General features: G+C 54.1%; 24 protein-coding genes and 1 tRNA gene. 23 read left to right on the top strand and 2 right to left on the bottom strand.

What is annotated here, in order from left to right; all coding sequences use genetic code 11:
- Positions 1–109 precede the first annotated feature (109 nt).
- A complete protein-coding gene (locus tag ARCH_RS01760) occupies positions 110–3,826 on the bottom strand; it encodes a multifunctional oxoglutarate decarboxylase/oxoglutarate dehydrogenase thiamine pyrophosphate-binding subunit/dihydrolipoyllysine-residue succinyltransferase subunit (RefSeq protein ID WP_013169599.1) in 3,717 nt (1,238 codons plus the stop codon).
- Between the two features lie 180 nt (positions 3,827–4,006).
- On the opposite strand from ARCH_RS01760, the gene ARCH_RS01765 reads away from it, so the two are divergent.
- The 4 genes from ARCH_RS01765 to ARCH_RS01780 all read left to right on the top strand — a co-directional run bounded on the left by ARCH_RS01765 (position 4,007) and on the right by ARCH_RS01780 (position 8,236).
- Positions 4,007–5,323: a hemolysin family protein gene (locus ARCH_RS01765; RefSeq protein WP_041640301.1), complete on the top strand. Its 1,317-nt coding sequence runs from the start codon at positions 4,007–4,009 to the stop codon at positions 5,321–5,323.
- A complete protein-coding gene (locus tag ARCH_RS01770; RefSeq protein WP_013169601.1) occupies positions 5,320–6,351 on the top strand; it encodes a hemolysin family protein in 1,032 nt (343 codons plus the stop codon). The genes ARCH_RS01765 and ARCH_RS01770 overlap by 4 nt, the downstream gene beginning before the upstream one ends.
- Before the next feature lie 94 nt (positions 6,352–6,445).
- Positions 6,446–7,456, top strand: coding sequence for a M23 family metallopeptidase (locus ARCH_RS09235; protein WP_111724924.1), 1,011 nt, complete (start codon positions 6,446–6,448; stop codon positions 7,454–7,456).
- A 3-nt stretch (positions 7,457–7,459) separates the two neighbouring features.
- Positions 7,460–8,236, top strand: coding sequence for a glycerophosphodiester phosphodiesterase family protein (locus ARCH_RS01780; RefSeq protein WP_013169603.1), 777 nt, complete (start codon positions 7,460–7,462; stop codon positions 8,234–8,236).
- A gap of 97 nt (positions 8,237–8,333) precedes the next feature.
- Here ARCH_RS01780 and ARCH_RS01785 read toward each other — a convergent pair.
- Positions 8,334–8,406, bottom strand: a tRNA-Arg gene (locus tag ARCH_RS01785).
- Between the two features lie 140 nt (positions 8,407–8,546).
- Between ARCH_RS01785 and argS the strand changes: the two genes are divergently transcribed.
- The 19 genes from argS (at position 8,547) to ARCH_RS01880 (ending at position 25,503) form a co-directional block, all read left to right on the top strand.
- The gene (gene argS / locus ARCH_RS01790; RefSeq protein ID WP_013169604.1) at positions 8,547–10,220 is read left to right on the top strand and encodes an arginine--tRNA ligase; all 1,674 of its coding nucleotides are present in this window, start codon (positions 8,547–8,549) and stop codon (positions 10,218–10,220) included.
- A gap of 14 nt (positions 10,221–10,234) precedes the next feature.
- Positions 10,235–11,062, top strand: coding sequence for a homoserine kinase (locus tag ARCH_RS09240; protein ID WP_013169605.1), 828 nt, complete (start codon positions 10,235–10,237; stop codon positions 11,060–11,062).
- A 101-nt stretch (positions 11,063–11,163) separates the two neighbouring features.
- Entirely contained in the window at positions 11,164–11,418 is a 255-nt protein-coding gene (locus ARCH_RS10060) for a hypothetical protein (RefSeq protein WP_013169606.1), read from the top strand.
- Between the two features lie 338 nt (positions 11,419–11,756).
- The gene (rho, locus tag ARCH_RS01805; protein WP_049765883.1) at positions 11,757–13,448 is read left to right on the top strand and encodes a transcription termination factor Rho; all 1,692 of its coding nucleotides are present in this window, start codon (positions 11,757–11,759) and stop codon (positions 13,446–13,448) included.
- 193 nt (positions 13,449–13,641) lie between these two features.
- Positions 13,642–13,854 carry a 50S ribosomal protein L31 gene (gene rpmE, locus ARCH_RS01810; protein ID WP_013169608.1) on the top strand — a complete coding sequence of 71 codons (213 nt, stop codon included), beginning with the start codon at positions 13,642–13,644 and terminating at the stop codon, positions 13,852–13,854.
- 119 nt (positions 13,855–13,973) lie between these two features.
- Entirely contained in the window at positions 13,974–15,086 is a 1,113-nt protein-coding gene (prfA, locus tag ARCH_RS01815; RefSeq protein ID WP_013169609.1) for a peptide chain release factor 1, read from the top strand.
- Positions 15,083–15,928, top strand: a complete 846-nt coding sequence (gene prmC, locus ARCH_RS01820; protein ID WP_013169610.1) for a peptide chain release factor N(5)-glutamine methyltransferase — start codon at positions 15,083–15,085, stop codon at positions 15,926–15,928. Before prfA ends, prmC begins: the two co-directional genes overlap by 4 nt.
- 4 nt (positions 15,929–15,932) lie before the next feature.
- A complete protein-coding gene (locus tag ARCH_RS01825; RefSeq protein ID WP_013169611.1) occupies positions 15,933–16,580 on the top strand; it encodes an L-threonylcarbamoyladenylate synthase in 648 nt (215 codons plus the stop codon).
- On the top strand, positions 16,577–17,725 hold the full coding sequence (locus tag ARCH_RS01830; protein WP_013169612.1) for an MraY family glycosyltransferase: 1,149 nt from the start codon (positions 16,577–16,579) through the stop codon (positions 17,723–17,725). The genes ARCH_RS01825 and ARCH_RS01830 overlap by 4 nt, the downstream gene beginning before the upstream one ends.
- Positions 17,726–17,760: 35 nt before the next feature.
- On the top strand, positions 17,761–18,177 hold the full coding sequence (locus ARCH_RS01835) for a hypothetical protein (protein WP_041640303.1): 417 nt from the start codon (positions 17,761–17,763) through the stop codon (positions 18,175–18,177).
- Between the two features lie 145 nt (positions 18,178–18,322).
- Complete coding sequence (atpB, locus tag ARCH_RS01840; RefSeq protein ID WP_013169614.1) at positions 18,323–19,153, top strand: F0F1 ATP synthase subunit A; 831 nt, start codon at positions 18,323–18,325, stop codon at positions 19,151–19,153.
- A 29-nt stretch (positions 19,154–19,182) separates the two neighbouring features.
- Positions 19,183–19,392, top strand: coding sequence for an ATP synthase F0 subunit C (gene atpE / locus ARCH_RS01845; RefSeq protein ID WP_013169615.1), 210 nt, complete (start codon positions 19,183–19,185; stop codon positions 19,390–19,392).
- Positions 19,393–19,397: 5 nt separating this feature from the next.
- Complete coding sequence (atpF, locus tag ARCH_RS01850) at positions 19,398–19,958, top strand: F0F1 ATP synthase subunit B (RefSeq protein ID WP_013169616.1); 561 nt, start codon at positions 19,398–19,400, stop codon at positions 19,956–19,958.
- On the top strand, positions 19,958–20,773 hold the full coding sequence (locus tag ARCH_RS01855) for a F0F1 ATP synthase subunit delta (RefSeq protein ID WP_013169617.1): 816 nt from the start codon (positions 19,958–19,960) through the stop codon (positions 20,771–20,773). Before atpF ends, ARCH_RS01855 begins: the two co-directional genes overlap by 1 nt.
- A 40-nt stretch (positions 20,774–20,813) precedes the next feature.
- Positions 20,814–22,439, top strand: coding sequence for a F0F1 ATP synthase subunit alpha (gene atpA / locus ARCH_RS01860; RefSeq protein WP_013169618.1), 1,626 nt, complete (start codon positions 20,814–20,816; stop codon positions 22,437–22,439).
- Positions 22,440–22,441: 2 nt separating this feature from the next.
- Positions 22,442–23,347: a F0F1 ATP synthase subunit gamma gene (locus ARCH_RS01865; RefSeq protein ID WP_013169619.1), complete on the top strand. Its 906-nt coding sequence runs from the start codon at positions 22,442–22,444 to the stop codon at positions 23,345–23,347.
- Positions 23,348–23,383: 36 nt separating this feature from the next.
- Positions 23,384–24,844 carry a F0F1 ATP synthase subunit beta gene (gene atpD, locus ARCH_RS01870; RefSeq protein WP_013169620.1) on the top strand — a complete coding sequence of 487 codons (1,461 nt, stop codon included), beginning with the start codon at positions 23,384–23,386 and terminating at the stop codon, positions 24,842–24,844.
- Positions 24,814–25,095 carry an ATP synthase F1 subunit epsilon gene (atpC, locus tag ARCH_RS01875; protein WP_049765794.1) on the top strand — a complete coding sequence of 94 codons (282 nt, stop codon included), beginning with the start codon at positions 24,814–24,816 and terminating at the stop codon, positions 25,093–25,095. The genes atpD and atpC overlap by 31 nt, the downstream gene beginning before the upstream one ends.
- A gap of 3 nt (positions 25,096–25,098) precedes the next feature.
- Positions 25,099–25,503 (top strand): DUF2550 family protein, encoded by a 405-nt coding sequence (locus ARCH_RS01880; RefSeq protein ID WP_013169622.1) that lies wholly within the window; start codon positions 25,099–25,101, stop codon positions 25,501–25,503.
- The last annotated feature ends 31 nt before the right edge of the window (positions 25,504–25,534 follow it).

A 25,534-nucleotide genomic window follows, 5' to 3' on the forward strand; every position in this document is an offset into this window, starting at 1 on the left:
TGCGCTATAGAGCATCGCTGAGCTGCCAGCCGCTTATTGGGGTCGGCAATGGTCAGTAAGTGGCAAGTGCCGGTAGGCGGCAAGTGCCGGTAGCTTGCACCGGCACAACCTACCTAGCAAACGCCTCATTCAGAAGAGTTTGTGCTTGCGCCTGGTGAATCTTGCCCAAACCAGTGGCGGTTGAAGCGGCTGCCGGGCGGGATACGCGGCGTACCTGCAACCCCATCGGCATGAACATTTCCAGAGCAAGGTGTGGCCATGCGCCTTGGTTAGCTGGTTCGTCTTGTACCCACAGCAGTTCTGCGTTCGGATACTTATCGAGTTCAGCCTTCAGTTCGGCTACTGGGTTCGGGTAGAGCTGTTCAAGGCGGATAATGGCAACGGACGTATCGTTGTTCTGATCCCGCCGTTCTACCAAATCGTAGTAGAGGCGGCCGGTACACATGATGACGCGCGTGACATTCAGATCGGTGCGGTGTTCGCCGATCACCGGCTGGAACGTGCCTGACGTGAACTCTTCCACGGCAGATGTTGCTCCCTTGCGGCGCAACAACTGTTTAGGCGTGATTGCGATGAGTGGCTTGCGTGGCCGCTGGTAGGCCTGGCGGCGCAACATGTGGAAGTGGTTTGCCGGGGTAGACGGCTGGGCCACGATCATGTTGTTTTCTGCGCACAACTGCAAATACCGTTCGATACGAGCCGACGAGTGATCCGGCCCCTGGCCTTCGTATCCGTGCGGCAACATGAGAACAACGGAAGAACGCTGGTTCCACTTTTGTTCCGCAGAAGAAATGAATTCATCAACCACGGTTTGAGCGCCGTTGGCGAAATCACCGAACTGGGCTTCCCACACCACCAGGGCATCAGGGCGCTCTACGGAATACCCGTACTCGAACGCCATCACAGAATATTCAGACAACGCGGAATCGTAGATTGCCAGTGGAGCCTGATCTTCGGTTAAGTGTTGCAGTGGGGTCCATTCGGTACCCGTGCCTTCGCCATGAACGGTAGCGTGGCGTTGTACGAATGTTCCACGGCGAACATCTTGGCCAGACATACGCACTGGTACGCCTTCGATCAACAAGGAACCGAAAGCCAGCAGTTCGCCAAAGCCCCAATCGATCTTCCCTTCGGAACACATCGTGTTGCGTTTGTTAAACAGCTGCATGATCTTCTTGTGTGGCGTAAACCCGTCCGGCACCTGAACATGAGCAGCGCCAATGCGCGCAACAACATCCGGCGAAACGGCAGTCTGCCAGCCAATCATCGCCCCGGCGTCGTCTTCTTGAGATTGAGGTTTGCCCAAAGAACGCGATGCCTGTTCTTCAGATTCGGTACGAGTCTGTTCGGAAGCGCGCACAGAATTGAGCGCCTCATTTAGAGTGTCATGGTACGCGGATTCGAGTTCGGCAACGTCTTCGGCAGTCATATCGCCACGGCCGATCAACGCTTCGGCATAAATATGGCGGGTGGTGCGTTTGGAATCAACTAAAGAATACATGACTGGCTGGGTCATCGAAGGATCGTCGCCTTCGTTATGCCCGCGCCGGCGATAACAAGAAATGTCAACGATCACGTCTTTGTGGAAGGCTTCGCGGAATTCTTGAGCCATCCGCGCCATCCGCGCCACGGCTTCGGGATCATCGCCATTCACGTGGAAGATCGGGATCTGCAGACCTTTGGCAATATCGGTGGTGTAACGCGAAGAACGGCCGGATGATGGAGAGGTGGTGAAGCCGATCTGGTTGTTCACCACGATGTGGATGGTTCCACCGTTCTTGTAGGCTGGCAGTTGTGAAAGGTTGAACACTTCCCACACCACGCCCTGGCCAGAAAGGGCAGCATCGCCGTGAATGAGAATCGGCAAAACAGGATAGAACGTACCATCTGTGCCTATGAGATCGTGCTTGCCGCGCACGATACCTTCCAACACGCCGTCGGCAGCTTCCAAATGCGATGGGTTCGCGGCCAAGTAAACACCAACTTTATCGCCCTTAGGTGAGGTATAAACGCCTTCGGTTCCCAGGTGATACTTGACGTCCCCAGATCCTTGCACGGATGACGGATCGATGCGCCCGTCGAATTCGTTAAAGACCTGCCCGTAAGATTTCCCAGCAATGTTCGTTAACACGTTCAATCGCCCGCGGTGAGCCATCCCGATCGCCACGTCAGAAAGCCCGGATTCGGCAGCCCCTTCTAGGATCGAATCGAGCGCTGGAATCAACGATTCGCCGCCTTCTAGTGAGAACCGCTTTTGCCCCACATACTTAGTTTGTAGGAAGGTTTCGAATGCTTCGGCTTCGTTGAGTTTGGTGAGGATTCGGCGTCGCTGGTCGATTGTTGCCGGTTCGGCCGGCTTTTCGATGCGTTCTTGGAACCAGCGCCGCTGCACGGGATCTTGAATATGCATGTATTCGATGCCTACGGTGCGGCAGTAGGATTCGCGCAGTTGGTCAAGGATTTCGCGCAAGGTCAAGTGAGACGAATGAGCAAATCCGCCCGTTGGGAACGATCGATCAAGATCCCACAGCGTGAGGCCATACGATCCGATTTCCAGATCGGGGTGGCGGCGGATATGGAACGAAAGCGGATCGGTATCCGCGATCAGGTGCCCGCGCGAACGATACGCGTGAATGAGTTCTGCGATGCGGGCTGGTTTGCCGAGTTCCCGTTCGGCGTCATACTCCACGTCCGTTTCCCAGACGAAAGGCTTGTATGGCACGTGAAGTGCGATGTAGATGCGTTCGTAGAATCCATCGAGTCCCAGGAGCTTGTGTTCCATGAGGCGCAAGAATCGCCCGGACGTTGCGCCCTGGATCACGCGGTGATCGTAGGTTGAAGTGACGTGTACGACTTTCGATACGCTCATGCGCGCCAGTTGCGCTTCGGCAGTTCCAGCGAACGCAGGTGGGTAAACCATCGATCCAACGCCTACGATCAGCCCCTGGCCTTTCATAAGGCGCGGGATTGAGTGCGTAGTTCCGAGCCCGCCGGGGTTTGTGAGGGAAGCCGTTGTGCCTTGGTAATCTTCGATGGTGAGGGCGCCTTCGCGGCCTCGTTTCACCAGATTTTCGTAGGCCGCCAGGAACTCAGAGAAGGTCATGTGTTCCGCGTTTTTGATGGATGGCACAACGAGCGTGCGTTCACCGTTTGGTTTGGCAACGTCAATTGCGATACCCAGGTTTACTGCGGAGGGTTTCACGAGTGTTGGCTTGCCCGCGTCACTCACCTGATACGAGTAGTTCATCTCCGGCATTTCAGAGAGGGCTTCCACCATTGCGTAGGCGATCAGGTGTGTGAAGGAGATTTTTCCGCCGCGGGTTGTGGCAAGGTATTTATTGATGACAGTGCGGTTATCAAACATGACTCGGGCTGGGAGCGCACGCACCGACGTAGCAGTTGGAAGTTCCAGTGACGAATCCATATTTTTCGCCAGGCCACGTTCTGCGCCTTTCAGCTGGACGTATTCCGTGTCGCTTTTGGTGAAGATATCATCGAATTTTGGTTTGAGATCGAATTTCTTTGCGTATGGGGTGACCGCCGGTTGTGCTGCCGATCGCGGTTGCGGCGGAAGATCCGAACGGGTCACGTTGGTAGCTGGTGTTGCTTCGCGAGAGTGCGATGAATGCACGGTTCGTTGGGCTTCTTGGGTTTCTTCTGATGGGGAAAGGGACGACGACGGGGCTTCGCGTCCTTCTGCTTGCCATGCGTGGAACATCTCGTGCCACTGCGGTCCTACACTTTGGGGATTTTGAAGGAATGAGGAGTAGAGATCCTCGATGAAGCCTTGGTTAGCTCCAAATTCTTCCGATTGAGATGACGCCACTGTCTTTGCCTCGCTCTGCGATCGAAAATTTATCTTAACTTCAAACTATACTCGATTCGGCAACGTTAGTCAGCATCATATGGTGATGTAAGACGAATGATGTGGGGTGTGTGCGAGTGTTGTCGGAGGCCTGCGATACGATATGTGTATGAATGTCAATGGTGGTGGTTGTACTTGCTAATGGATCTTGTAATGATGGGGCTGGGAGTTCTCTTGACTCTCGGTACTGCCATTTTTGTGGCAGCGGAATTTTCTCTGGTGGCCTTAGACCCAGCAACTGTGGATTCGAAGGCTGAAGCGGGGGATGTTCGCGCGAAGAAAGTAACGAAGGCTCTTCATCATCTTTCCCTCCAATTGTCATCGTGCCAGGTGGGTATCACGATTACCACAATTTTGTTGGGCTATGTAGCGCAGGCTCCGTTGCAGGATCTTTTTGTGAAGCTCTTGGGGAGAACCGATCTGGCCTATACTGCAGTGTTGGCAACAGGGGTGATTGGCGCATTTATCGTGGTCAATCTGTTTTCGATGGTTTTTGGTGAACTTGTGCCAAAAAATATGGCGCTCGCGGAACCATTGCGTACAGCATCTCTGGTATCGCTTCCGTTGCGGGCATTTACTGCTGTGTTTAAACCGGTCATTGTTGGATTGAATAATTCGGCTAACTGGATTTTGCATCGGTTTGGGGTAGAGGTGGCAGAAGAATTGTCGGGGGCTCGTTCAGCCACTGAACTGTCGGCACTCGTGCGCCGCTCGGCGGAACAGGGCACATTAGATGTTTCCACTGCGCGTCTGCTTACTCGTTCGATCGATATTGGCGCCCTCACAGCGGTTGATGTGATGACTGATCGTGGGCGCGTCCGCCATCTTCACGCAGATCAAACCGCTGCAGATATTATCGATCTCGCGCGTTCCACAGGGCATTCGCGTTTCCCCGTGATTGGGGAAGATATGGATGATATTCGTGGAATCGTCAACCTCCGCCGTGCGATCGCAGTTCCTTTTGAACGTCGGGGAGAGGTGATCGTAACGTCGTCGTCGCTCATGATTCCTGTACCACGCGTCCCGGAAACACTGGAACTTGCGCCACTGCTTGTGCGTCTGCGTGCATCTGGATCTCAAGTTGCGGTGGTTGTTGATGAATACGGCGGTGTTTCGGGAATCGTTACGCTCGAAGATGTGATTGAAGAAATCGTAGGCGATGTGGCGGATGAACACGATCGCAGGCGTGCTCGTTCGCGCGTACTTGCTACAGGGGAAACGATCGTGCCAGGGCTCATGCGCCCTGATGAAATCAGCCGTGAATTCCATATAGAAGTGCCGGATGACGGCCCGTGGGAAACGCTTGGTGGTTGGATTATGGCCGGACTTGGGAAGATTCCGGACGTGGGCGATGAATACACAGAAGATGGGATCACGGCTCGCGTGGAAAAGATGGATGGGCGAAGGGTCGAAACCGTACGTCTCACAGTCAATATTGAGCAGGAAGAGAACGAATGAATCTAGGGCCTGCTATCGCAGTAACTATTGGTTTGCTGGCAATCAACGCCTACTTTGTGGGAGCAGAGTTTGCCATCATGGGTTCACGCCGTTCCCGTATTGAACCTCTTGCTGATAACGGTAAGAAGAGTGCTCGCACAGTTCTCTACGCGCTCGAACACGTCACGCTCATGCTTGCTACCTGCCAACTCGGCGTCACGATCGCATCGGTTGCATTGGGTGCCGTGGCTGAACCAGCTATCGCGCACACACTCGAAGGTCCGCTGGGTAAACTTGGCGTTCCTAGTTCCATGCTTCACCCAATCGCGATACTTATTGCGCTCGCGATCGTGGTGTATGCACATGTGGTTATCGGTGAAATGGTGCCGAAGAACTTAGCTGTTACTAACCCAGAAAGTGCGGCACTTGTACTAGGGCCGCCGCTTGTGATTATTTCTAAGATCTTTTATCCGGTGGTGGCTTCGATGAACTGGGTGGCAAACCATGTGATCCGGATCTTCGGTTTAGAACCGAAAAATGAGGTTGCTTCTGCGTTTACGGCAGATGAAGTAGCGTCGATCGTAGAAGTTTCCAAAGCGGCAGGCGTGTTGGATGCTGATGTTGGCCTCATTTCGTCTGCGATCGAATTTTCGGAACACACCGCACGCGATCTCATGGTGGGCGAAGCAGATCTGGAAACCGTCTCAGATTCGCTTACTCCGCAAGAACTGGAAGATCGCGTTGCCCATACAGGGTATTCTCGATTCCCTGTTGTGGCCTCTAATGGGGTGCTTATTGGTTACGTTCATGTGAAAGATATTTTGGATATTGCACCAGAACATCGTGAAGATCCAATTCCAGGGTGGAAGATCCGCCGGCTTGTAACAGTTGAACCTGGAGATGAGATCGAAACAGCGATGCGCGTCATGCAAAAAGCAGGAGCACACATGGCGGAAGTGAATCTGAAGGATGGATCGCAAGGGGTTATTTTCCTCGAAGATGTTCTTGAAGAACTCATTGGTGAGGTTCGCGATGCAATGCAACGGTGAGGTGTGGTTGCTGTCACTTGGGGTTCACCTAGCGGGATTGTTATCAAACCGTTATTCTTGATGTGTCTGAGGGAAAAATTTGAAGGGAAACGTGGTGAGCGAAGAACATACTCGGCCCACACGCCGTGAACTACGGCTCGCACGCCTTTCACACCAGGCAAACAGTAGTAATTCTGACACCGTTGTACTAGATCATGCAGAAGACGCCGCTAAACCATGTGATGTTACGCGGATTTCTACTCCGTTAACTGCTTGCCCGGAACCTGAAGCTGTTGTGTCATACGCTGGCAGCTCACACCTCGTAGATAAATTTAAGCGGTTCTTTGGTACTCAAAGCCCAACAAAAGTCATTCTCTCTACAGCATGTGCATTCGCCGTTGCTGTTGGAAGCGGATTCGCGATGGGGCCGCTGGTGTTTGAATCATCAGCGGTAGCTAAATCAGAAGAAACAGTACTTCAAGGCGTCCAAGAACTCGATGAATCTACGCCATCGCATTTACGTGCGCTTTCAGGCGCCGCAGATTCTGCACGATACAGAGCCTACGAAGAACAGTTCTCTGGCAAGCCAATCGTGTGCCAAACCACGGCAAGTGCCAACTCTCTTACGTCAGTTTTGCGCGATAAAGTGGATCACTTCATTCATCCAATGGCTGCAGGAACATTCCGTGAATCTTCGCCGTTCGGATGGCGTATCCACCCGATTCTTGGTTCCTCCAAACTCCACGAAGGCGTCGATTACGCAGCGCCAATTGGAACCCCTATCTACGCTGTTGCGGACGGCAAGGTAGTCTTCTCCGGAAGTGATTCCTACACGTTAGGTGCTCCAGTACTCATCATCCAACACAAGGTCAACGGTGTGGAATTTACCTCCTGGTACCTGCACTCATTCAGTGAAGGTATTCATGTTAAAGAGGGTGATGAGGTGAAGATGGGAGATCATGTAGCGGACGTCGGCAATTCGGGACGTTCCACAGGCGCTCATCTCCACTTTGAAATCCATCCTGGAACGTTCACAGGATTCACAGGCGCAGGCCCGGTTGATCCAATTGCATTCATGAAAGAACACGGTGCAGTTGATATTCATGACGTTTGCGGGGCAAAGTAACCCATGAATCACAACCGGCTCTGGACAATTGGCGAACAACCGGTGGTCATTGCGCACCGGGGTGGAGGGCTTGAAGCGCCAGAGAATTCATTTGCCGCATTCGAACGCCTCCATGGGCTCGGCATCCGTCACATTGAAACCGATGTGCATGCAACAAAAGATGGAATCCCCGTCATTATCCATGATCCGTTGCTGGATCGAGTGTCTGATGGGCATGGGTTAGTGCGCGATTATACGTGGGCAGATTTAGTATCTATCCACGATCATTCCGGCGCGGGGCTTATGCGCCTAGAAGATGCCTTGGAGGCTTTCCCTGAAGCTATTTTCAACATCGATGCTAAAGAAAATAGGGTAGTTGCTCCGCTGATCGCAGCAATTACTTCAACGCGATCCCAACACCGAGTCTGCCTTGCCTCATTTAACGAACGCCGCCTTATCACACTAAGGAAAGCACTCCCGGGCGTGGCAACGTCACTTGGCGTCTCCGTCGTCGTCAAACTTGCCCTCGCACTCAAACTTCCTCGAACTCTACGAAACCGCATTGTGGCAACGCTTCCCACAGCAAATCAGGGAGTGCAAGCTATTCAAGTCCCGAAAACATTCCGTGGAATCCACCTGGTGGATGAAAAATTTGTGCACGTGGCGCACGCGTGCGGATGGGCTGTGCACGTGTGGACAATCAACGATCTCGATACCGCCGCTGATCTGCTCTCAATCGGCGTAGATGGAATCGTAACGGATATTCCCACCCAAATAAAAGCACTCATCGATAAACGGTAAAAACGAAAACGTGCCCAAATAGGGGATTTTAGTACTTTTTAAAAGAAAATCGCCCCGGTTATCAACGATTTTTGTTGAACCAAAGCGATTTTGAAAGTACCCCGAACTGGATTCGAACCAGCGACCTTCTGCTCCGGAGGCAGACGCTCTATCCCCTGAGCTATCGGGGCTCAGACTTGGATAGTCTAGCAGTATTACGTGCCCAATAAAAATCTTTAGCCCGCCCTAAGCGTGCGAATGTGGCAAAGCGCATGGGCATTTCCGCAAAGCTCAAAGAAAATTTGGTGGGATAGGCAGATACACTTGAACTATGACTCCAGAAGAACTCAAGGTACTTATCGGCAACATTATTCGTGATGCTGCTGTTGCAGGAACGATCGCACTTGATCCAGAAACACTTCCAGAGGTTCGTGTTGAACGCCCACGCGTGCGTGAACACGGCGATTGGGCAACCAACGTGGCCATGCAGCTGGGTAAGAAAGCTGGCATGAATCCGCGTGAATTCGCCCAGTTAGTGGTAGATAAGCTTATTGAAGATCCCGGTGTGGATCACGCAGATATCGCAGGCCCTGGCTTCATTAACATCACGGTTAATGCGGCAGTTGCTGGCGAATTAGCGCGTACCATCCTGGAGAAGGGGGAAGCGTTCGGCCTCGGTGAATCACTCAAGGGTGATGTGATTAACCTCGAATACGTGTCTGCAAACCCAACTGGCCCAATCCACATTGGTGGTGCTCGCTGGGCAGCGGTGGGCGATTCGTTGGCGCGTATCCTCGAAGCGTCCGGTGCTCGCGTTATTCGCGAATACTACTTCAACGATCACGGCTCACAGATTGATCGGTTTGCAAAGTCGTTATTGGCACGCGCCCGCGGCCTGGAAGCTCCAGAAGATGGGTACGGCGGCCAATACATTGAAGATATTGCTCGTGCGGTATTGGAAGAAAAATCGAACGGTTCTGATCCGCTCGCGTTGGCTGATGAACAGGCACAGGAATTCTTCCGTGAGCATGGCGTTACCCGCATGTTCGGTGAAATTAAGAAGGAACTGGCGGATTTCCGCGTGGAATTCGATGTGTACTTCCATGAAGATTCGTTGCATGAATCGGGTGCGGTTAACCAGGCGATTGACGATCTGCGCAACAAGGGCGTTATCTACGAACAAGATGGTGCAACCTGGTTGCGTTCCACCGATTTTGGGGATGATAAGGATCGCGTCATTATTAAGTCTGACGGCGATGCGGCCTACTTCGCTGGCGATATCGCGTACTACTTGAACAAGCGCGAACGCGGTGCCGATCATGTGATTATTATGTTGGGCGCGGATCACCACGGCTACATTGGCCGTATGTACGCGATGGCTCGCGCGTTCGGCGATACGGCGGGTAAGGGCGAAAACCTTGAATTGCTGATTGGACAGTTGGTGAACTTGGTTCAGGACGGCCAGCCAGTTCGTATGTCGAAGCGTGCAGGCACGATTGTTGTTCTGTCTGATTTGGTTGATGCTGCTGGCGTTGATGCTGCGCGTTACTCGCTGGTTCGTGCCGCGATGGATACCACGCTGGAAATCGATCTTGGCCTGATTTCGTCCCGCACCAACGAAAATCCGGTGTACTACGTGCAGTATGCGCACGCGCGCACGAAGTCTGTGGATGCGAACGCGGCATCGCACGGTGTTACGCGGGAAGTGTTTACGCCTGCGTTGCTTGATTCTGCAGCTGATTCGGAGCTTATTGCCAAGTTGGCACAGTTCCCGGAGATCGTTGCGCAATCTGCTCAGTTGCGTGAGCCTCACCGTGTTGCCCGCTATTTGGAGGAGCTCGCTGGCGCATACCACGCTTGGTATGGCGCGTCGCGTGTGACGCCGCGTGCGGATGAAGAGGTGTCGGATCTGCACCGTACACGGCTTTGGTTGAATGATGCCGCTGGCCAGGTTCTTGCCAACGGTTTGAGCTTGCTTGGCGTGAGCGCACCGGAGAAGATGTGAGCTAGTTTCATATCATGCGAATGGTGAAAGAGTACGCTCGTATTCGCGTCCCGGCTACCACGGTTTTGTGTGGTAGCCGGGAGCGCGAGAGCGTAGCGATCGCGGTGGACGTCTGGGATGATGTTGCGGCTACGATCGGGATCGGCGATTCTCGAGTTACCGTGACTGGCCCTGCAAAGCACGTTTTTTCGCGTGACGATCAGCATCCAACGCTTGTTGCCATGCGGGCCACGCTGGATACGATTCAGGCTCCGCACGCTGGGGTTGCGTTGATTTCCCAGACAAAAATCCCGCCTGCTGTAGGGTTAGGTTCCCGCACGGCCGCGATGATGGCTGGGATTCTTTTGGTGCGGGAGTTGATGGGTGGTTCTGTTTTTTCGGATAACGACGCCGTTGCCATCGCCGCATCCTTCAATATTTCTCCTGCTCGGGCATTAGCCAGTATTAATGGCGGCGTGTGTTTGGGCTGGGATTCACGAGCTACCAAACTCCCTTTGAGTAAACCGTGCCCTGTGGCCGTGCTGGTTCCCAAGGATGCACGGACTGTGCATGGTGGCGGCCTTCCGCAGGGTCCTGTTGGCGTGCTTTCTCATGCGTTAACTCAGAATCGCCGATTACTGTCAGATGTGTGCAGCCAAGTGGAACGTGCTCAGGCAACAGATCCACGAGTAGGGGAGAGCGCGCATCTTCTTCGGGCATTACACGATGCACATTGGCCAGTGCTCATAGCTGGGAGTGGGCCTGCTTTGCTTGTGTTTTCGCAGTTAAATGAGCAGATGCGACGCATGTTTGAAGATCACGGCTTCGAGTGCCACAGTTCTGAAGTTCAGAGTACCCGCTGAAGAGATAGAAGAAGCACTCCTGCCTACTTTTACAGAAGGTGGAAGAAATGTTGCTGATGAAGCTATAGGAAGCATCGCGAGCGACAGACGGATTCCCATACATGATGCAATTAATTGGTTACCATGCGTGGCGAGCTGGAGCTGATCGGGATCAGGAAGCGGCAAGTGTAGGGATCAAACGTGCCCGCGCAGAAATGATCTCTCGAATACGTGATCTTACATACCGAGAATTATCTGAAGGTGATATTAGTTTTGTTAATGCAATGCTTGTTGATGGAAAACAGAGCAGTATTAGCGCTATCAGTAAATGGGATGTAGCTCAAATTATGTCTCACAGTATCGCCGGCGGCTTTTAGAACAAGGAATAATTGGTGAACGATCCCGTGGGGTGAGTTTCGATATTCCGGGATTTCCGTGAATACTTATCAGAAAAGCAAGGCATATTTCTCTGAGGTGAGAAGGTAAGGCAAGCATCACATAGCGTTTTAGCGCTAAACGCTGTATGCTGATAGTGCGGATGGTCATTTCTGGCCGAAAACTCATCTCTAGTGAGCCTTGATCCGCGCGGCTGATCATATCATCGCCGCTAATCCTTACAGATCACTTAGGCCGTTATGGCTAATTTTATCTAGAAAACCGAGGAAGGAACCTCGTGAGCGAAACCACGACTGGTCGTAAGCCCGCCCTCTCAACTATGCGGCTACCTGAACTCAAAGCACTTGCAACATCCATGGGCATTGATATGCCTGCGAAATCAAAGAAAGCTGATTATGTTGCGGCAATCAAGGGTGCCATATCAACAAAGAAGACAGCTCGTGTAGAAAAATCTGCCTCAGCTCAGCCGGCGCCCCAAGAAAACCAGACCACCAACGGCGCCCCAAAGCAGCCAACCCAATCTGAAGAAACCGCTCCAAAGAGCGAAAAGAAAATTGAACTGGATCTGCCAGAAGAAGGCCACCAGCGCAACCGCCGCGAACGCAACAATGATCGCCGCCGCAACAACAAGAACAAGCTGAGCGAAGAAGAAAAGGTAGCTGCGCTCGATGCTCTCGGAGATGCTGCGGAACGCCGCGCAGAAGAAGGCCGCGGAAACCGTGACGGCGAAGAAGATGGCCGCCAGCGCAACCGCCGCGATCGCAACAATCGCCGTGAACGTAACAATCGCCGCGATCGCAACAATCGCCGCGAACGCTACCAAGAAAATACGGAAACTGACTCCGCTCAAGAAGCCCCAGCTGAAGATGTTCTTATCCCGGTCGCTGGCATCTTGGATATCGATGGAAACAACGCATACCTTCGCACTGGCGGCTACCTGCCAGGCAAGAACGATGCCTACGTATCCTCGCAAACGATCCGCCGTTTCGGTCTGCGCCGGGGGGATGCCGTCCAGGGCTCCGTTCGCCCACACGCTGAAAATCCACGCGGCCGCCAGCACAAATACAACCCACTTGTTGATGTGGTTGCCATTAACGGCCTGAGCGTTGAAGATGCGGCAACCCGCCCAGAATTCAACAAGCTCACCCCACTCTACCCGCAAGAAATGCTGCGGATGGAAACCACCCAGAAGGCGCTCACCACCCGAATGATCGATTTGGTTGCGCCAATCGGCAAGGGGCAGCGTGGTCTGATCGTTTCGCCTCCAAAGGCAGGCAAAACTGTTGTTATGCAGCAGATCGCTATGGCGATCGCGCACAACACCCCCAACGTTCACTTGATGGTTGTTCTGGTTGATGAACGCCCAGAAGAAGTTACCGATATGCAGCGCCTGGTCAAGGGCGAAGTAATCGCCTCCACCTTCGATCGTCCAGCCTCCGATCACACGATCGTTGCTGAATTGGCTGTTGAGCGCGCAAAGCGCCTCGTTGAACTAGGCCAGGATGTGGTGATCCTTCTTGATTCGCTCACCCGCCTATCGCGCGCCTACAACTTAGCCGCTCCCGCATCAGGCCGAATCCTGTCCGGTGGTGTAGATGCAGCTGCACTCTACCCGCCAAAGAAGTTCTTCGGTGCTGCCCGCAACATCGAAAACGGTGGATCACTTACCATCATCGCCTCCGCGCTTGTAGAAACAGGATCGAAGATGGATGAAGTGATCTTCGAAGAATTCAAGGGCACTGGCAACATGGAACTGCGTCTGTCCCGCCAGCTCGCTGACCGCCGTATCTTCCCAGCCGTTGATATCAACGCATCGGGAACCCGCCGTGAAGAACAGCTACTCTCTCCAGAAGAACTCAAGATCATGTGGCACCTCCGCCGTGGCTTGGGGCAGCTGGACGTTCAAGAAGCCTCAGATCAGCTCCTTGGCCGGATGCGGAAGACCGAATCTAATTCGGCCCTTCTCATGTCCATCGTGCGTGGCGTGCAAGGTGCTGGCGTAGAAGAATAAACCTTGAACATCGGCCATGAGTTTGCTCACCACAAGTGTGCAAAATCATGGCCGATGTGATGTAATTATGCGTCGGCTTTTGGTTCACCACATGGCCGCTGGCATGAACATGCAAGCAAACGATGAAGGATCCGTGTCCTTCACGTGCGATGTGGACCCAGAGCATAAAACGATCCAAGGAGAATTCCTCATTATGAAGAAGACTATTCACCCAGAATACGCACCAGTGCATGTTACCTGCACCTGCGGCAACGAATTCGAAACCCGCTCTACTAAGGCTGGCGGAGAATTGCGTGTTGACGTATGCTCGGCATGCCACCCGTTCTACACCGGCAAGCAGAAGATTCTTGATACCGGTGGCCGCGTGGCTCGCTTCGAAGCTCGTTACGGCAAGCGCACCAAGTAGCTTTAATAACAAACGCCGGTACGATTCGTCGTACCGGCGTTTGTTTTACACTTAATACTAGAAGATATAGATACACGAAGCAGAAGGTATGGCCTTCTCTTGCGATGATAAGGACGATCATGAGCGCATTTCCCGCAGCTGACGCGATGGTAGCGGAATATCAGCACATCGAAGAACAAATGGCTTCGCCCGAGGTGTTAGCTCGCCCAGAAAAACTGCGTAGCCTCGGCCGCCGATACGCCCAACTGGGCCGCGTTGTTAGCCGGTACCGCACGTGGGAAAAAGCCGAAGCAGATCTAGCCGATATTCGTGAGATTATCGAACTTGGTGGCGACGACGCCGAACTGTTCGAAGAAGAACTTCCACGCCTGGAAGAAGCCGCCAGCACGGCAGCCGCCAGCCTACGTGATGCTCTGATTCCGCGTGATCCAGACGATTCCCGCGATGCCATTGTGGAAGTTAAGGCCGGCGAAGGTGGCGAAGAATCAGCCCTCTTTGCAGCCGATCTTGTTCGCATGTACCAGCGTTACGCAGAATCCAAGGGCTGGTCTGTACAAACCCTTTCCGCCACACATACCGAGTTAGGCGGATACAAGGATATCCAGCTGGCCGTGAAATCGTCGTCGATCCCAGAAGATCCGGCAGATGGTGTGTGGGCACACCTCAAGTTTGAAGCAGGCGTTCACCGTGTTCAGCGCGTGCCTGCCACCGAATCTCAAGGCCGCATCCACACCTCAGCAGCCGGTGTGCTCGTGTTTGCAGAAGTGGACGAACCTGAAGAAGTCCAGGTGGCAGATAACGAATTGCGAATCGACGTGTTCCGTTCGTCTGGCCCGGGCGGCCAGTCCGTGAACACCACCGATTCCGCCGTGCGAATCACTCACTTGCCAACCGGAATCACCGTGTCCATGCAGGATGAAAAATCCCAAATCAAGAACCGTGAAGCGGCTATGCGTGTGTTGCTCGCTCGCCTGCGCCAACTCCAACTGGAAGAACAAGCAGCTAAAGAAGCAGATCAGCGCCGTTCCCAAGTGCGAACCGTGGATCGCTCCGAACGCGTGCGCACCTATAACTTCCCAGAAAACCGTATCGCAGATCATCGCACAGGCTACAAGGCACACAACCTTGACGCTGTGCTCAACGGTGAACTCGAACCAGTTATCACCTCGCTACGCGAAATGGACGAAGCCGAACGGCTCGAACAAGCCGCCAAAGAGGCCACAGAAGTATGATGACCTGGGGTGATGCCATGCGCGCTGGCGAAGAACAACTCGCCAGCTCAGGCTTACCATCCCCACACGCAGACGTTCGCCTACTCGCCGAACACGTGTGGGGGAGCATCCCATTCCCGCAAGATCTCATCACGCCAGAACACGCCCGCGAATTCGCAGCAACCATCACACGCCGTGCCAGTTTCGAACCCGTCCAGCACATCATGGGAAAGATGTGGTTCCGATACCTGGAACTGGCCAGCCGCCCAGGCGTGTTCATCGTTCGCCCAGAAACCGAAATGGTTGCCCAAGCAGGGTTAGATGCACTTGAAAAGATGACGGTGGAGAACCCCGTCGTCGTCGATCTTTGCACCGGGTCAGGCGCTATCGCCATCGCGATCGCAACTGAAAAACCGCGAACTCGCGTGTGGGCAGTAGAACGCGACGAAACCGCGTACGCCCTGGCCACCGCAAATAATGAACGCTACGGGAACCGTGTAACAATCGTCCACGGCGATGCCCGAACCGAACTTGCGCACCTCGAATCGGCCGTAGATCTCCTCATCACAAACCCACCCTACGTTCCCCGTACCCAAGAACTTCCCGCGGATGTCCACCGTGATCCTGACCTCGCGTTATACGGTGGGGGAGACGACGGACTCGACGTGCCGCGCACCCTCGTCCACCGTGCCCACACGCTATTGCGCCCAGGCGGCGTGTTCGTCATGGAACACGGAGACGAACAGGGACCAGCGCTCGTTGCGGAAGCGATCGAAACCGGCTTCACTCACGCCTATACAGGGCGTGACTTAACCGGCCGCGATCGCTGGCTCTACGCAGAAAAACCAGAAAAAGAGGGATAAAAACGTGGTTGTTGTTTCTAGCACGGATACCCAAGCCCGCACGGCTGTGCAGAAAGCGGTGCGCGCAGGAAAAGTCGTGTGCCTGCCAACCGATACTGTCTATGGCGTTGGCGCCGATCCATTTTCGTACGATGCCGTCACGGCCCTTCTTGCCGCAAAATCCCGCACGCGCGCCATGCCACCCCCGGTGCTCGTCGCCTCGATAGAACAGGCCGAATCGCTAGCCGAAACCGTTCCAGCCAGCGCCCGCGCGCTCATGGAAGAATTCTGGCCCGGCGCCCTCACAATCATTCTGCCAGCCCGCGAAACACTCGGATGGGACCTAGGCGAAACGTTCGGCACGGTGGCCCTGCGCATGCCAGACGATTCTGCAACCCGCGATTTTCTAGCACACATCGGCCCACTCGCCGTGACTTCCGCGAACAAAACCGGCCAGCCGCCCGCCACAACAATCGCGGACGCGGAAACCCAGCTGGGCGAATCCGTGGCCGTCTACGTGGACGGGGGAACATCGCCGGGCGGCGTCCCCTCAAGTATCGTGCGCTGGCACCCGGCCACAGACACGTACGACGTGGTGCGCCTGGGAGCCCTGAGCATCGCCGATTTGAGCCGAATCGTCCGCATCGAAGAGAGTGCGGAGGATAACGCGTGAGAGCCTACCTGCTGATCATGGTGCTTGCCGGGATCGTCACGTATCTTTTGGTTCCGCTGGTACACCGAATTTCCCTGGCGATGGGCGCTGTGACCGAGATCCGTGCCCGTGACGTTCACAAGGTTCCAATCGCGCGCCTAGGGGGCGTGGCGATGTATGTGGGGTTCGTGGTGTCACTGGTTGTGGCTTCGCAGATTCCGTATTTCCATATCGTGTTGGGGAGTGGCTCCACGGCGTGGGCTGTGGTGGCAGGTGCAGGAATTATTTGTACGATCGGCGTGATTGACGATATTTACGAGCTTCCTTGGTATGCCAAGTTGGCAGGGCAGATGCTGGCTGCGGGCGTGATGGTGTGGTTTGGTGTTCAGTTGGTGAGCGTGCCGTTGCTTGGGCTGACGGTTGGTTCTGCGCGCCTCACGTTGTTTGTCACCATCGTGTCGATCGTGATGGTTGTGAACGCGGTGAACTTTATTGACGGGCTTGATGGGCTTGCTGCGGGCGTGGTGGGGATTGCCGCGTTGGCGTTTTTTGCTTACACGTATTATTTGACGCGTGAGAATTCGCCGGGGGATTACACGTCAGTTGCGACTGCCGTGGTGGCTGCGTTGGTGGGAATTTGTGTGGGTTTTCTTCCGCATAATTTTCATCCGGCGAAGATTTTTATGGGGGATTCGGGCGCGCTCATGTTGGGGACTATCATCGCCGGCGCCTCGATTATCGTGACGGGCCAGATCGATCCTGCGTCCGCGAATACTCCGCAGGCGATTCCGGCGTACATGCCGTTGATTGTGCCGCTGCTTGTGTTGGTTATTCCGTTGATTGATTTGGTGTGGGGCGTGGTGCGCCGGTTGGCTCAGGGGCGTTCGCCTTTTTCTGCCGACGCCGGGCATCTTCACCACCGTTTGCTGCGGCACGGCCATTCGCATACGAACGCGGTTTTGGTGTTGTATATGTGGACCGCGGTTGCGTCTTTTAGTGCGGTTTCTGCTGTGGCGTTTCCGTTGCGGTGGGTTGCGTTGATTGGGTGCGTGGGAATTGTGGTTGCCACGGTTGTGACGTCACGTTTTTGTTCCGCGCGCCGCTTGTTTGAGATGCGTAGGACTAAAGCCGCGGTGAAACGCGCGTTGGAGCGTAGCGCGCGGTGATGGGGAACGGTGTTTTTGGGGGACGACGACGCCGGGTGCCTGGCGAACGTTATTCTGCGCAGGAGATTATTGCTCGGGCATCGTGGGGGAGTATGCTCGTGGTGTTTGTGTCTGTTTTGACTGGATCTGGCGTGCTCTATCTGGGTGGTAAATCGCACACTATTCCATCGGTTTTGTTTGCCGGAGGTGTGGCAGTGCTGATCCACGGGCTTTCATGGGGTGCATCGATCTTGGGTCACATCTGGGCAAATAGTACAAGTGCGGTCATGCTTGTGGGGTATGTTGGAAAATTGGGAATTATCCTGTTGGCCTTCATCCTGGTGTACCAGATCAACGTTTTGGTGCCGCGAACGGTTGCCCTAACCTTGGCTTGTTGTATCTTAATCGGGCTAGTTGTGAGCTCGTTGGTTATTATGCGTAACGATGGGCCAGAAATTGGCAGTTGGGACTAAAGTGTGAACTAATGCGTTCGTGCCCTTTGGCTAAGGTTCGTAAACTCGGGTAGAGTTATCTCTGTTCATACCTTGAAGTCGCCGTGCGAAGTCGCGCCAACGTCTCCAAGTCCAGTCCGTGCGATACTGAGGGATCTAAAGAGCTGTGCATTCATTTCTAACTGCTACGGGAACCGTGCCGATTCTTCTTTCGTCTTCAACAGGCGATGGTTTTAGAGCTCCAACCTTAGATCACGAATTCAGTCCAGATCCCATCCTCTTTGCTGGATCTCCATTTGAAATCCACCGCTTGATTCTTGTTCGCCTGGTTGCAGTTCTTGTGTTACTTGCCGTGATGGTGTGGTACTCGCGCACAGCTAAATTGGTGCCAAGCCGCGGGCAGGCTGCAGTGGAATCCCTTCTGGATTTCTCGCGAGTCCAGGTTGGTGAAGAAATTCTTGGTAAGGAACATGCTGGGAAGTATCAGCCAATGTTGGCCACGATCTTCATTGGTATTCTCTTTATGAACCTTACGGGTGTTATCCCAGGCCTGCAGATCGCTGGTACATCGTTGATCGGCATGCCACTCATTTATGCAGCGTTCGTGTATGTGGGATTCTTGTATGCAGGTATGAAAGAACGCGGAATCGGCCGCTTCTTCAAAGAACAGCTCATGCCACCAGGCGTTCCATGGCCACTGTATTTCTTGATGGTGCCACTTGAATTCCTTTCCACGTTCATTCTTCGCCCAATCACGTTGACTGTGCGTTTGCTTGCCAACATGGTTGCCGGCCACTTCATTTTGGTGTTGTGCTTCCTTGGAACGCACTACCTCTACTTCACCATCTCGGGCGCGTTCGGCACCGTGTTGGGAAGCCTTACTCTTCTCGCTGGCGTCATCTTCGTCGCCTTCGAGTTGTTCGTTGGCGCACTGCAGGCATACATTTTCGCGATGCTTGCTGCTGCCTACATTTCGTTGTCCATCTCAGAACACTGAGAACCATATAAACAGACAGGAAAACATCCATGATCGGTAACATCGCCACCATCGGTTACGGTATTGCAACAATCGGCCCGGGCCTCGGTGTAGGTTTGATCGGTGCGAAGAACCAGGAAGCAACTGCACGCCAGCCAGAGCTCAAGGGCTACCTGCGTGTGAACATGTTCCTCTCGATCGCATTTGCTGAAGCTCTCGGTCTTATTGGCTTTGCTGCAGGCTTCGTCTTCGCTGCGTGATATCTATGGAAAGTACAACAATCCTCGCACAAGGTGAAGGTTTAACCTTTCACCTTCTGTGGCCGGCAGTGCCGGATCTGGTTTGGGGAACTGTAGCTTTCTTGATTGTTGCAACGGCCATCTACAAGTTTGCGTGGCCAGCCTTCATGAGCACACTAGATGAGCGTGCCGAAAAGATCGAAAATGGCCTCAAAGCAGCAGATATTGCCCGTGCGGAAATCACAGAGGAGCGTGCAGATCTTGATGAACAGATCCGCAATGCGCACCGTGATGCAGAGCAGATCCGTGAAAAGGCAACCGCGAACGCTAAGAGCATCGTTTCGGATGCTCAAGCACAGGCACGTACTGAAGCAGGCCAGATCATTGACACCGCTCAGCTCCGTATCGTGGCTGATACGGATGCCGCACGGCGTACCCTCCGTTCAGATGTGGGTGCTCTGGCAACTGAACTGGCATCACGAATCGTTGGGGAAAGCTTAACGGACGTCGAACTAGCAAAGCGCGTCACTGATCGTTTCCTTGATGAACTTGAGGCATCTACAGTGCCAGCTACACAGGAGGCCTAATGCGTTCGGGAAGTCAAGCAGCTCTCGATCGAGCTCGCGATAGGTGGGGAGCAGTTCTTGAAACCGTTCCTGAAACAGAAATCGATGCGGCAGAATCTATTTTCTCCGTTGCAGATCTTCTTGTTTCACACAGCCACTTGGTTGCGGCACTTGAAGATAACGCTCGTGATCCAGAAGATCGCGCCCAACTAGCCCACGATCTTTTCGATGGAAAGGTTCGTGGCGACGTCGTCGAACTCCTTATGGGGTTAGCTCGGGAACGCTGGTCTGAAAGCGGCGATCTCACGCTCGCGCTCGAACACCTCGGTGTTCATACGCTCCTTGCCGGAGCGCGTCGATCTGGTCAGCTCTCTGGCGTAGAAGAGGAACTGTACGTTGCAATGCGTACCCTCCGAAACGAACGCGGGCTGCGATTGACTCTGAGCGATTCGATCTACGAACCTTTGGCACGTGCGGGCCTGGCACGTAACGTGTTTGATTCGTACAACGTGTTCACAAAGGAGCTTCTTGCACGAGCAGTCGTCCGCACCGAACGTGGCCGAACCTTGGCTCAGTCTCTCACCGCATATCTCGATCTGGCTGCAGAACTAGATAACCACATCGTGGCATCCGTAACTAGCGCGATCCCACTCACCCGTGAGCAAGAGGAACGGCTCTCCGTAATTCTTACCCGTACCTACAAAACCGACGTAACAATCCACGTGTCTATCGATCCGGCCGTTATTGGCGGAATCCGAATCCACGTGGGCGATGACGTGATTGATGGGACTCTCGCAAGCCGAATCACGGCTCTTCGAGAGACCTTTACTAACTAAAACTGCGGCCTTTTGGCTGCTTCGAGCGAAGGAATGATGAATGGCTGAAGTGACAATCCAGCCCGATGACATCCGGTCTGCGCTGGATAATTTTGTGAACTCTTACGAGCCCGCAAAAGCCAGCAGCGAAGAGGTCGGTCACGTCACCCTCAGCGCAGATGGTATTGCCCGCGTTGAAGGATTGCCTGGTGCAATGGCAAACGAACTACTCAAGTTTGAAGATGGCACCCTTGGTTTGGCGATGAACCTTGAAGAACGCGAAATCGGCGTTGTTGTGCTTGGCGACTTCTCCCACATTGAAGAAGGCATGGAAGTACGCCGAACTGGAGAAGTTCTCTCCGTGCCAGTCGGTGAAGGCTACTTGGGGCGCGTCGTCGATCCTCTAGGTAACCCGATCGATGGTCTTGGAGAAATCGCGGACATCGAAACCCGCCGTGCTCTTGAGCTTCAGGCTCCAGGCGTTATGGCGCGTAAGTCTGTTCACGAACCACTGCAAACCGGCATCAAGGCTATTGATGCCATGATTCCGATTGGCCGTGGCCAGCGTCAGCTGATCATCGGTGACCGCAAGACGGGCAAGACCGCCCTTGCAGTCGATACTATTCTGAACCAGAAAGCTAACTGGGAATCTGGCGATCCGCAAAAGCAGGTGCGTTGTATTTACGTCGCTATCGGCCAGAAGGGTTCCACGATTGCTGAAGTTCGCGCAACGCTCGAGCGCAACGGAGCACTGGAATACACCACTATCGTGGCTTCCCCAGCTTCCGATCCAGCAGGCTACAAGTACCTTGCACCGTACACCGGTTCGGCTATCGGCCAGCACTGGATGTACTCGGGTAAGCACGTTTTGATCATTTTCGACGATCTATCGAAGCAGGCAGAAGCATACCGTGCAGTTTCCCTCCTTCTTCGCCGCCCGCCAGGGCGCGAAGCATACCCAGGTGACGTGTTCTACTTACACTCACGCCTGCTCGAACGTTGTGCGAAGCTCTCCGATGAACTCGGCGGCGGTTCCATGACCGGCCTTCCCATCATCGAAACCAAGGCAAACGATGTTTCTGCATACATCCCAACCAACGTCATTTCGATTACGGATGGTCAGATCTTCTTGCAGTCCGATCTGTTCAACGCCAACCAGCGCCCAGCAGTTGATGTGGGTATCTCGGTTTCTCGCGTGGGCGGTGACGCCCAGATCAAGGCTATGAAGAAGGTTGCAGGTACCTTGAAGATCACCCTGGCACAGTACCGTGCACAGGCAGCCTTCGCAATGTTCGCATCCGATCTTGATGCTGCTACACGCCAGCAGCTCACCCGTGGTGAGCGCCTGATGGCACTGCTCAAGCAGCCTCAGTACACTCCATACGCTGTTGAAGATCAGGTGGCATCCGTTTGGGCAGGCGCCAACGGTTACCTCGATGATATTGAGGTCTCTGACGTCGCGAAGTTCGAAGCTGGCCTGATTCGCCACCTGCGTACCAACACGTCGGTTCTCACAGACATCGCAACCACCGGAAAACTGGAAGCTGACACCGAAGCCGCACTCCGTGCTGCTGTGGAAGAATTCCGTGCCGGCTTCACCGCGAACAACGCAACACTGCAAGCAAACGATGATGAGCCAGAGGCCGAACAGTCTCAAGAGCAGATCGTTCGCCCGAAGCGAGGCTAATAGTGGCAGGCGCACAACGGATTTATAAACAGAAGATCCGAGCAACCAAAACGCTCGAAAAGGTCTTCCGTGCGATGGAGCTCATTGCAGCGTCACGTATCGGCAAGGCTCGTGATCGTGCGCTCGGGCAAGATCCGTACACGCAGGCACTCACTCGGTCAATCGCAACTGTTGCAGCTCATGCCCACGAAGATCACCCACTAGTCAAAGAACGTACTGATACCAATCGTGTGATCGTCTTTGTAGTGACGTCCGATCGTGGCATGGCAGGAGCATACTCGTCATCTGTTCTGCGTGAAGCAGAACGGTTGATGGATGAGCTCAAGGAACAGGGCAAGGAACCCGTCTTGTACGTCTCTGGGCGTCGCGGCGAATCGTATTTCCGTTTCCGGGATGTTCCAGTGGAACGCTCCTGGACGGGCGAATCCGATAAGCCATCCGATGACACCTCATCGGATATCGCAGACGAATTCCTTAACCGTTTCCTTGCCGATGCGAACGCCGGTGGAGTTTCTGAACTGTACATGATCTTCACTCGATTCGTTTCAATGGTTACCCAAACGGTGCAGGTACGTCGCATGCTTCCAATCCAGATCGTGGATGAAGAAGCGAATGCAGAAGCAACGGCCCCTGAACACGATGAACCACTCTACGAATTCGAACCATCAGCGCAGAAGGTCTTTGATGAACTTCTCCCGATGTACGTGGGGCAGCGTATCCATTCAGTCATGCTGATGTCTGCAGCTTCCGAACTTGCGGCACGCCAGCAGGCGATGCACTCCGCAACGGAAAACGCGGGCAACCTGATTGAGTCCTACACGCGCTTGGCTAACAACGCGCGTCAGGCTGAAATCACCACCGAAATCACAGAAATTATCTCGGGCGCTGACAGCCTGGGTAAGAGCTAAACGTCCCTCCTGCTCGGGACACAGTAAGGAATAACAATGACTGCAGTAGACAATACGCAGGGAGTCACCACCGGACGTATCGTCCAGGTTGTGGGCGCTGTTGTGGACGTGGAGTTTCCGCCGGATGCTCTCCCAGAAATTAACAACGCCCTCCTCACCGAAGTAGACCTCTCCGGCCAAGGCGAAGGCGAAAGCGTTCTCAAGATGACTCTTGAGGTTGCTCAGCACCTCGGCGATAACATCGTCCGTACCATCGCCATGAAGCCAACCGACGGTCTGGTTCGCGGCGCCACCGTTATCGATACCGGCGCCCCAATCACCGTGCCAGTTGGCGACGCAACTAAAGGTCATGTTTTCAACGTGACCGGTGATGTCCTAAACTTGGGCGAAGGCGAAACCCTTGACGTCAAGGAACGGTGGCCAATCCACCGCAAGGCTCCACAGTTCGACGAACTCGAACCGGAAACCAAGATGTTCGAAACAGGCATCAAGGTGATCGATCTCCTCACCCCATACGTACAGGGCGGCAAGATCGGTCTGTTTGGCGGTGCTGGTGTTGGTAAGACCGTTCTTATCCAGGAAATGATCCAGCGTGTTGCACAGGATCATGGCGGTGTGTCCGTGTTCGCGGGTGTGGGTGAACGTACCCGTGAAGGTAACGATCTTATCCACGAAATGGAAGATGCGGGCGTTCTTGATAAGACCGCGCTTGTGTTCGGCCAGATGGATGAACCGCCAGGGGTTCGTTTGCGTATTGCACTTTCCGGCCTGACCATGGCGGAATACTTCCGTGACGTGCAAAACCAGGACGTGCTTTTGTTCATCGATAACATCTTCCGCTTCACCCAGGCAGGTTCGGAAGTGTCCACGTTGCTTGGCCGTATGCCATCAGCAGTGGGCTACCAGCCGACCTTGGCAGATGAAATGGGCGCATTGCAGGAACGTATTACGTCAACTCGTGGTCACTCGATTACGTCGTTGCAGGCAATCTACGTGCCAGCTGATGATTACACCGATCCTGCTCCAGCAACAACCTTCGCTCACTTGGATGCAACCACCGAACTGTCGCGTGACATCGCATCGCGTGGTTTGTACCCGGCAGTGGATCCACTCACCTCCACTTCGCGTATTTTGGATGCACAGTACGTGGGCCAGGCACACTACGATACCGCTACCAAGGTGAAGTCGATTCTGCAGAAGAACAAGGAACTCCAGGACATCATCTCGATTCTTGGTGTTGACGAACTTTCTGAAGAAGACAAGATCACCGTTGCACGCGCACGCCGTATCGAACAGTACCTCTCCCAGAACACGTACACCGCTAAGAAGTTCACCGGTGTTGAAGGCTCCACTGTTCCGATCGCTGAAACCGTGGAAGCATTCCGCCGTATCACCGATGGCGAATACGATCACATCCCAGAACAGGCGTTCTTCAACATCGGCGGTATCGAAGATATCGAACGCGCATGGCACAAGATCCAGCAGGATATGCGCTGATGAAGCTCGATATTGTTGCACGTTCAGGGAATCTCTATGCCGGAGATGTTACTGAGATCGTTGTGCCGGCATATGACGGCGAATTGGGTATTCTCCCGGGGCGCGCACCAGTGCTCTCTGTGGTGATGCCAGGAACAGTCCGCTTCGTTACCGTTGCTGGTGAACGTCGTGAGATCGCCGTGGGTAAAGGATTCCTCACAGTGGATCATGATGACGTCATGATCGTTGTTGAAAATCACGAGGAGCAGTAAAACATGCCGTGGCTACTGTGGTGGGCAATCGTTATAACAGCATTGATCGTTATCGTGGTGGGGCTATACAGCCTGCTCCGATTACGGATTCTGTTTTCGCGAAGTGGCTCATTCCATGTGGCCGTGCGTGAAGGAGGGCAGGAGCGCTGGCAAACAGGTGTTGCCGTGTTCCAGCCGTTCCAGCTCAACTGGTTCTCCACTCATTCGTTGAGCCCGTATCCGAACATCCAATGGAAGCGCGGTGAACTTGATTTCCAGGTGATGCCGCCATCAGGGGACGGGATTCAGGTAGTCCACATTACCCGTGGGGCAGAAGAATGGAGCTTGGCGACAACTCCGCTGGCTGTGTCAGGGATCGTGTCCTGGATTGATTCGGCTCCTCCTGTGGAAGAACCAGAACTGTTCTAACACCTGGGTTCCTAGGGGTATTTCGGTTGTT

Source organism: Arcanobacterium haemolyticum DSM 20595, assembly GCF_000092365.1.
Taxonomy (GTDB): domain Bacteria; phylum Actinomycetota; class Actinomycetes; order Actinomycetales; family Actinomycetaceae; genus Arcanobacterium; species Arcanobacterium haemolyticum.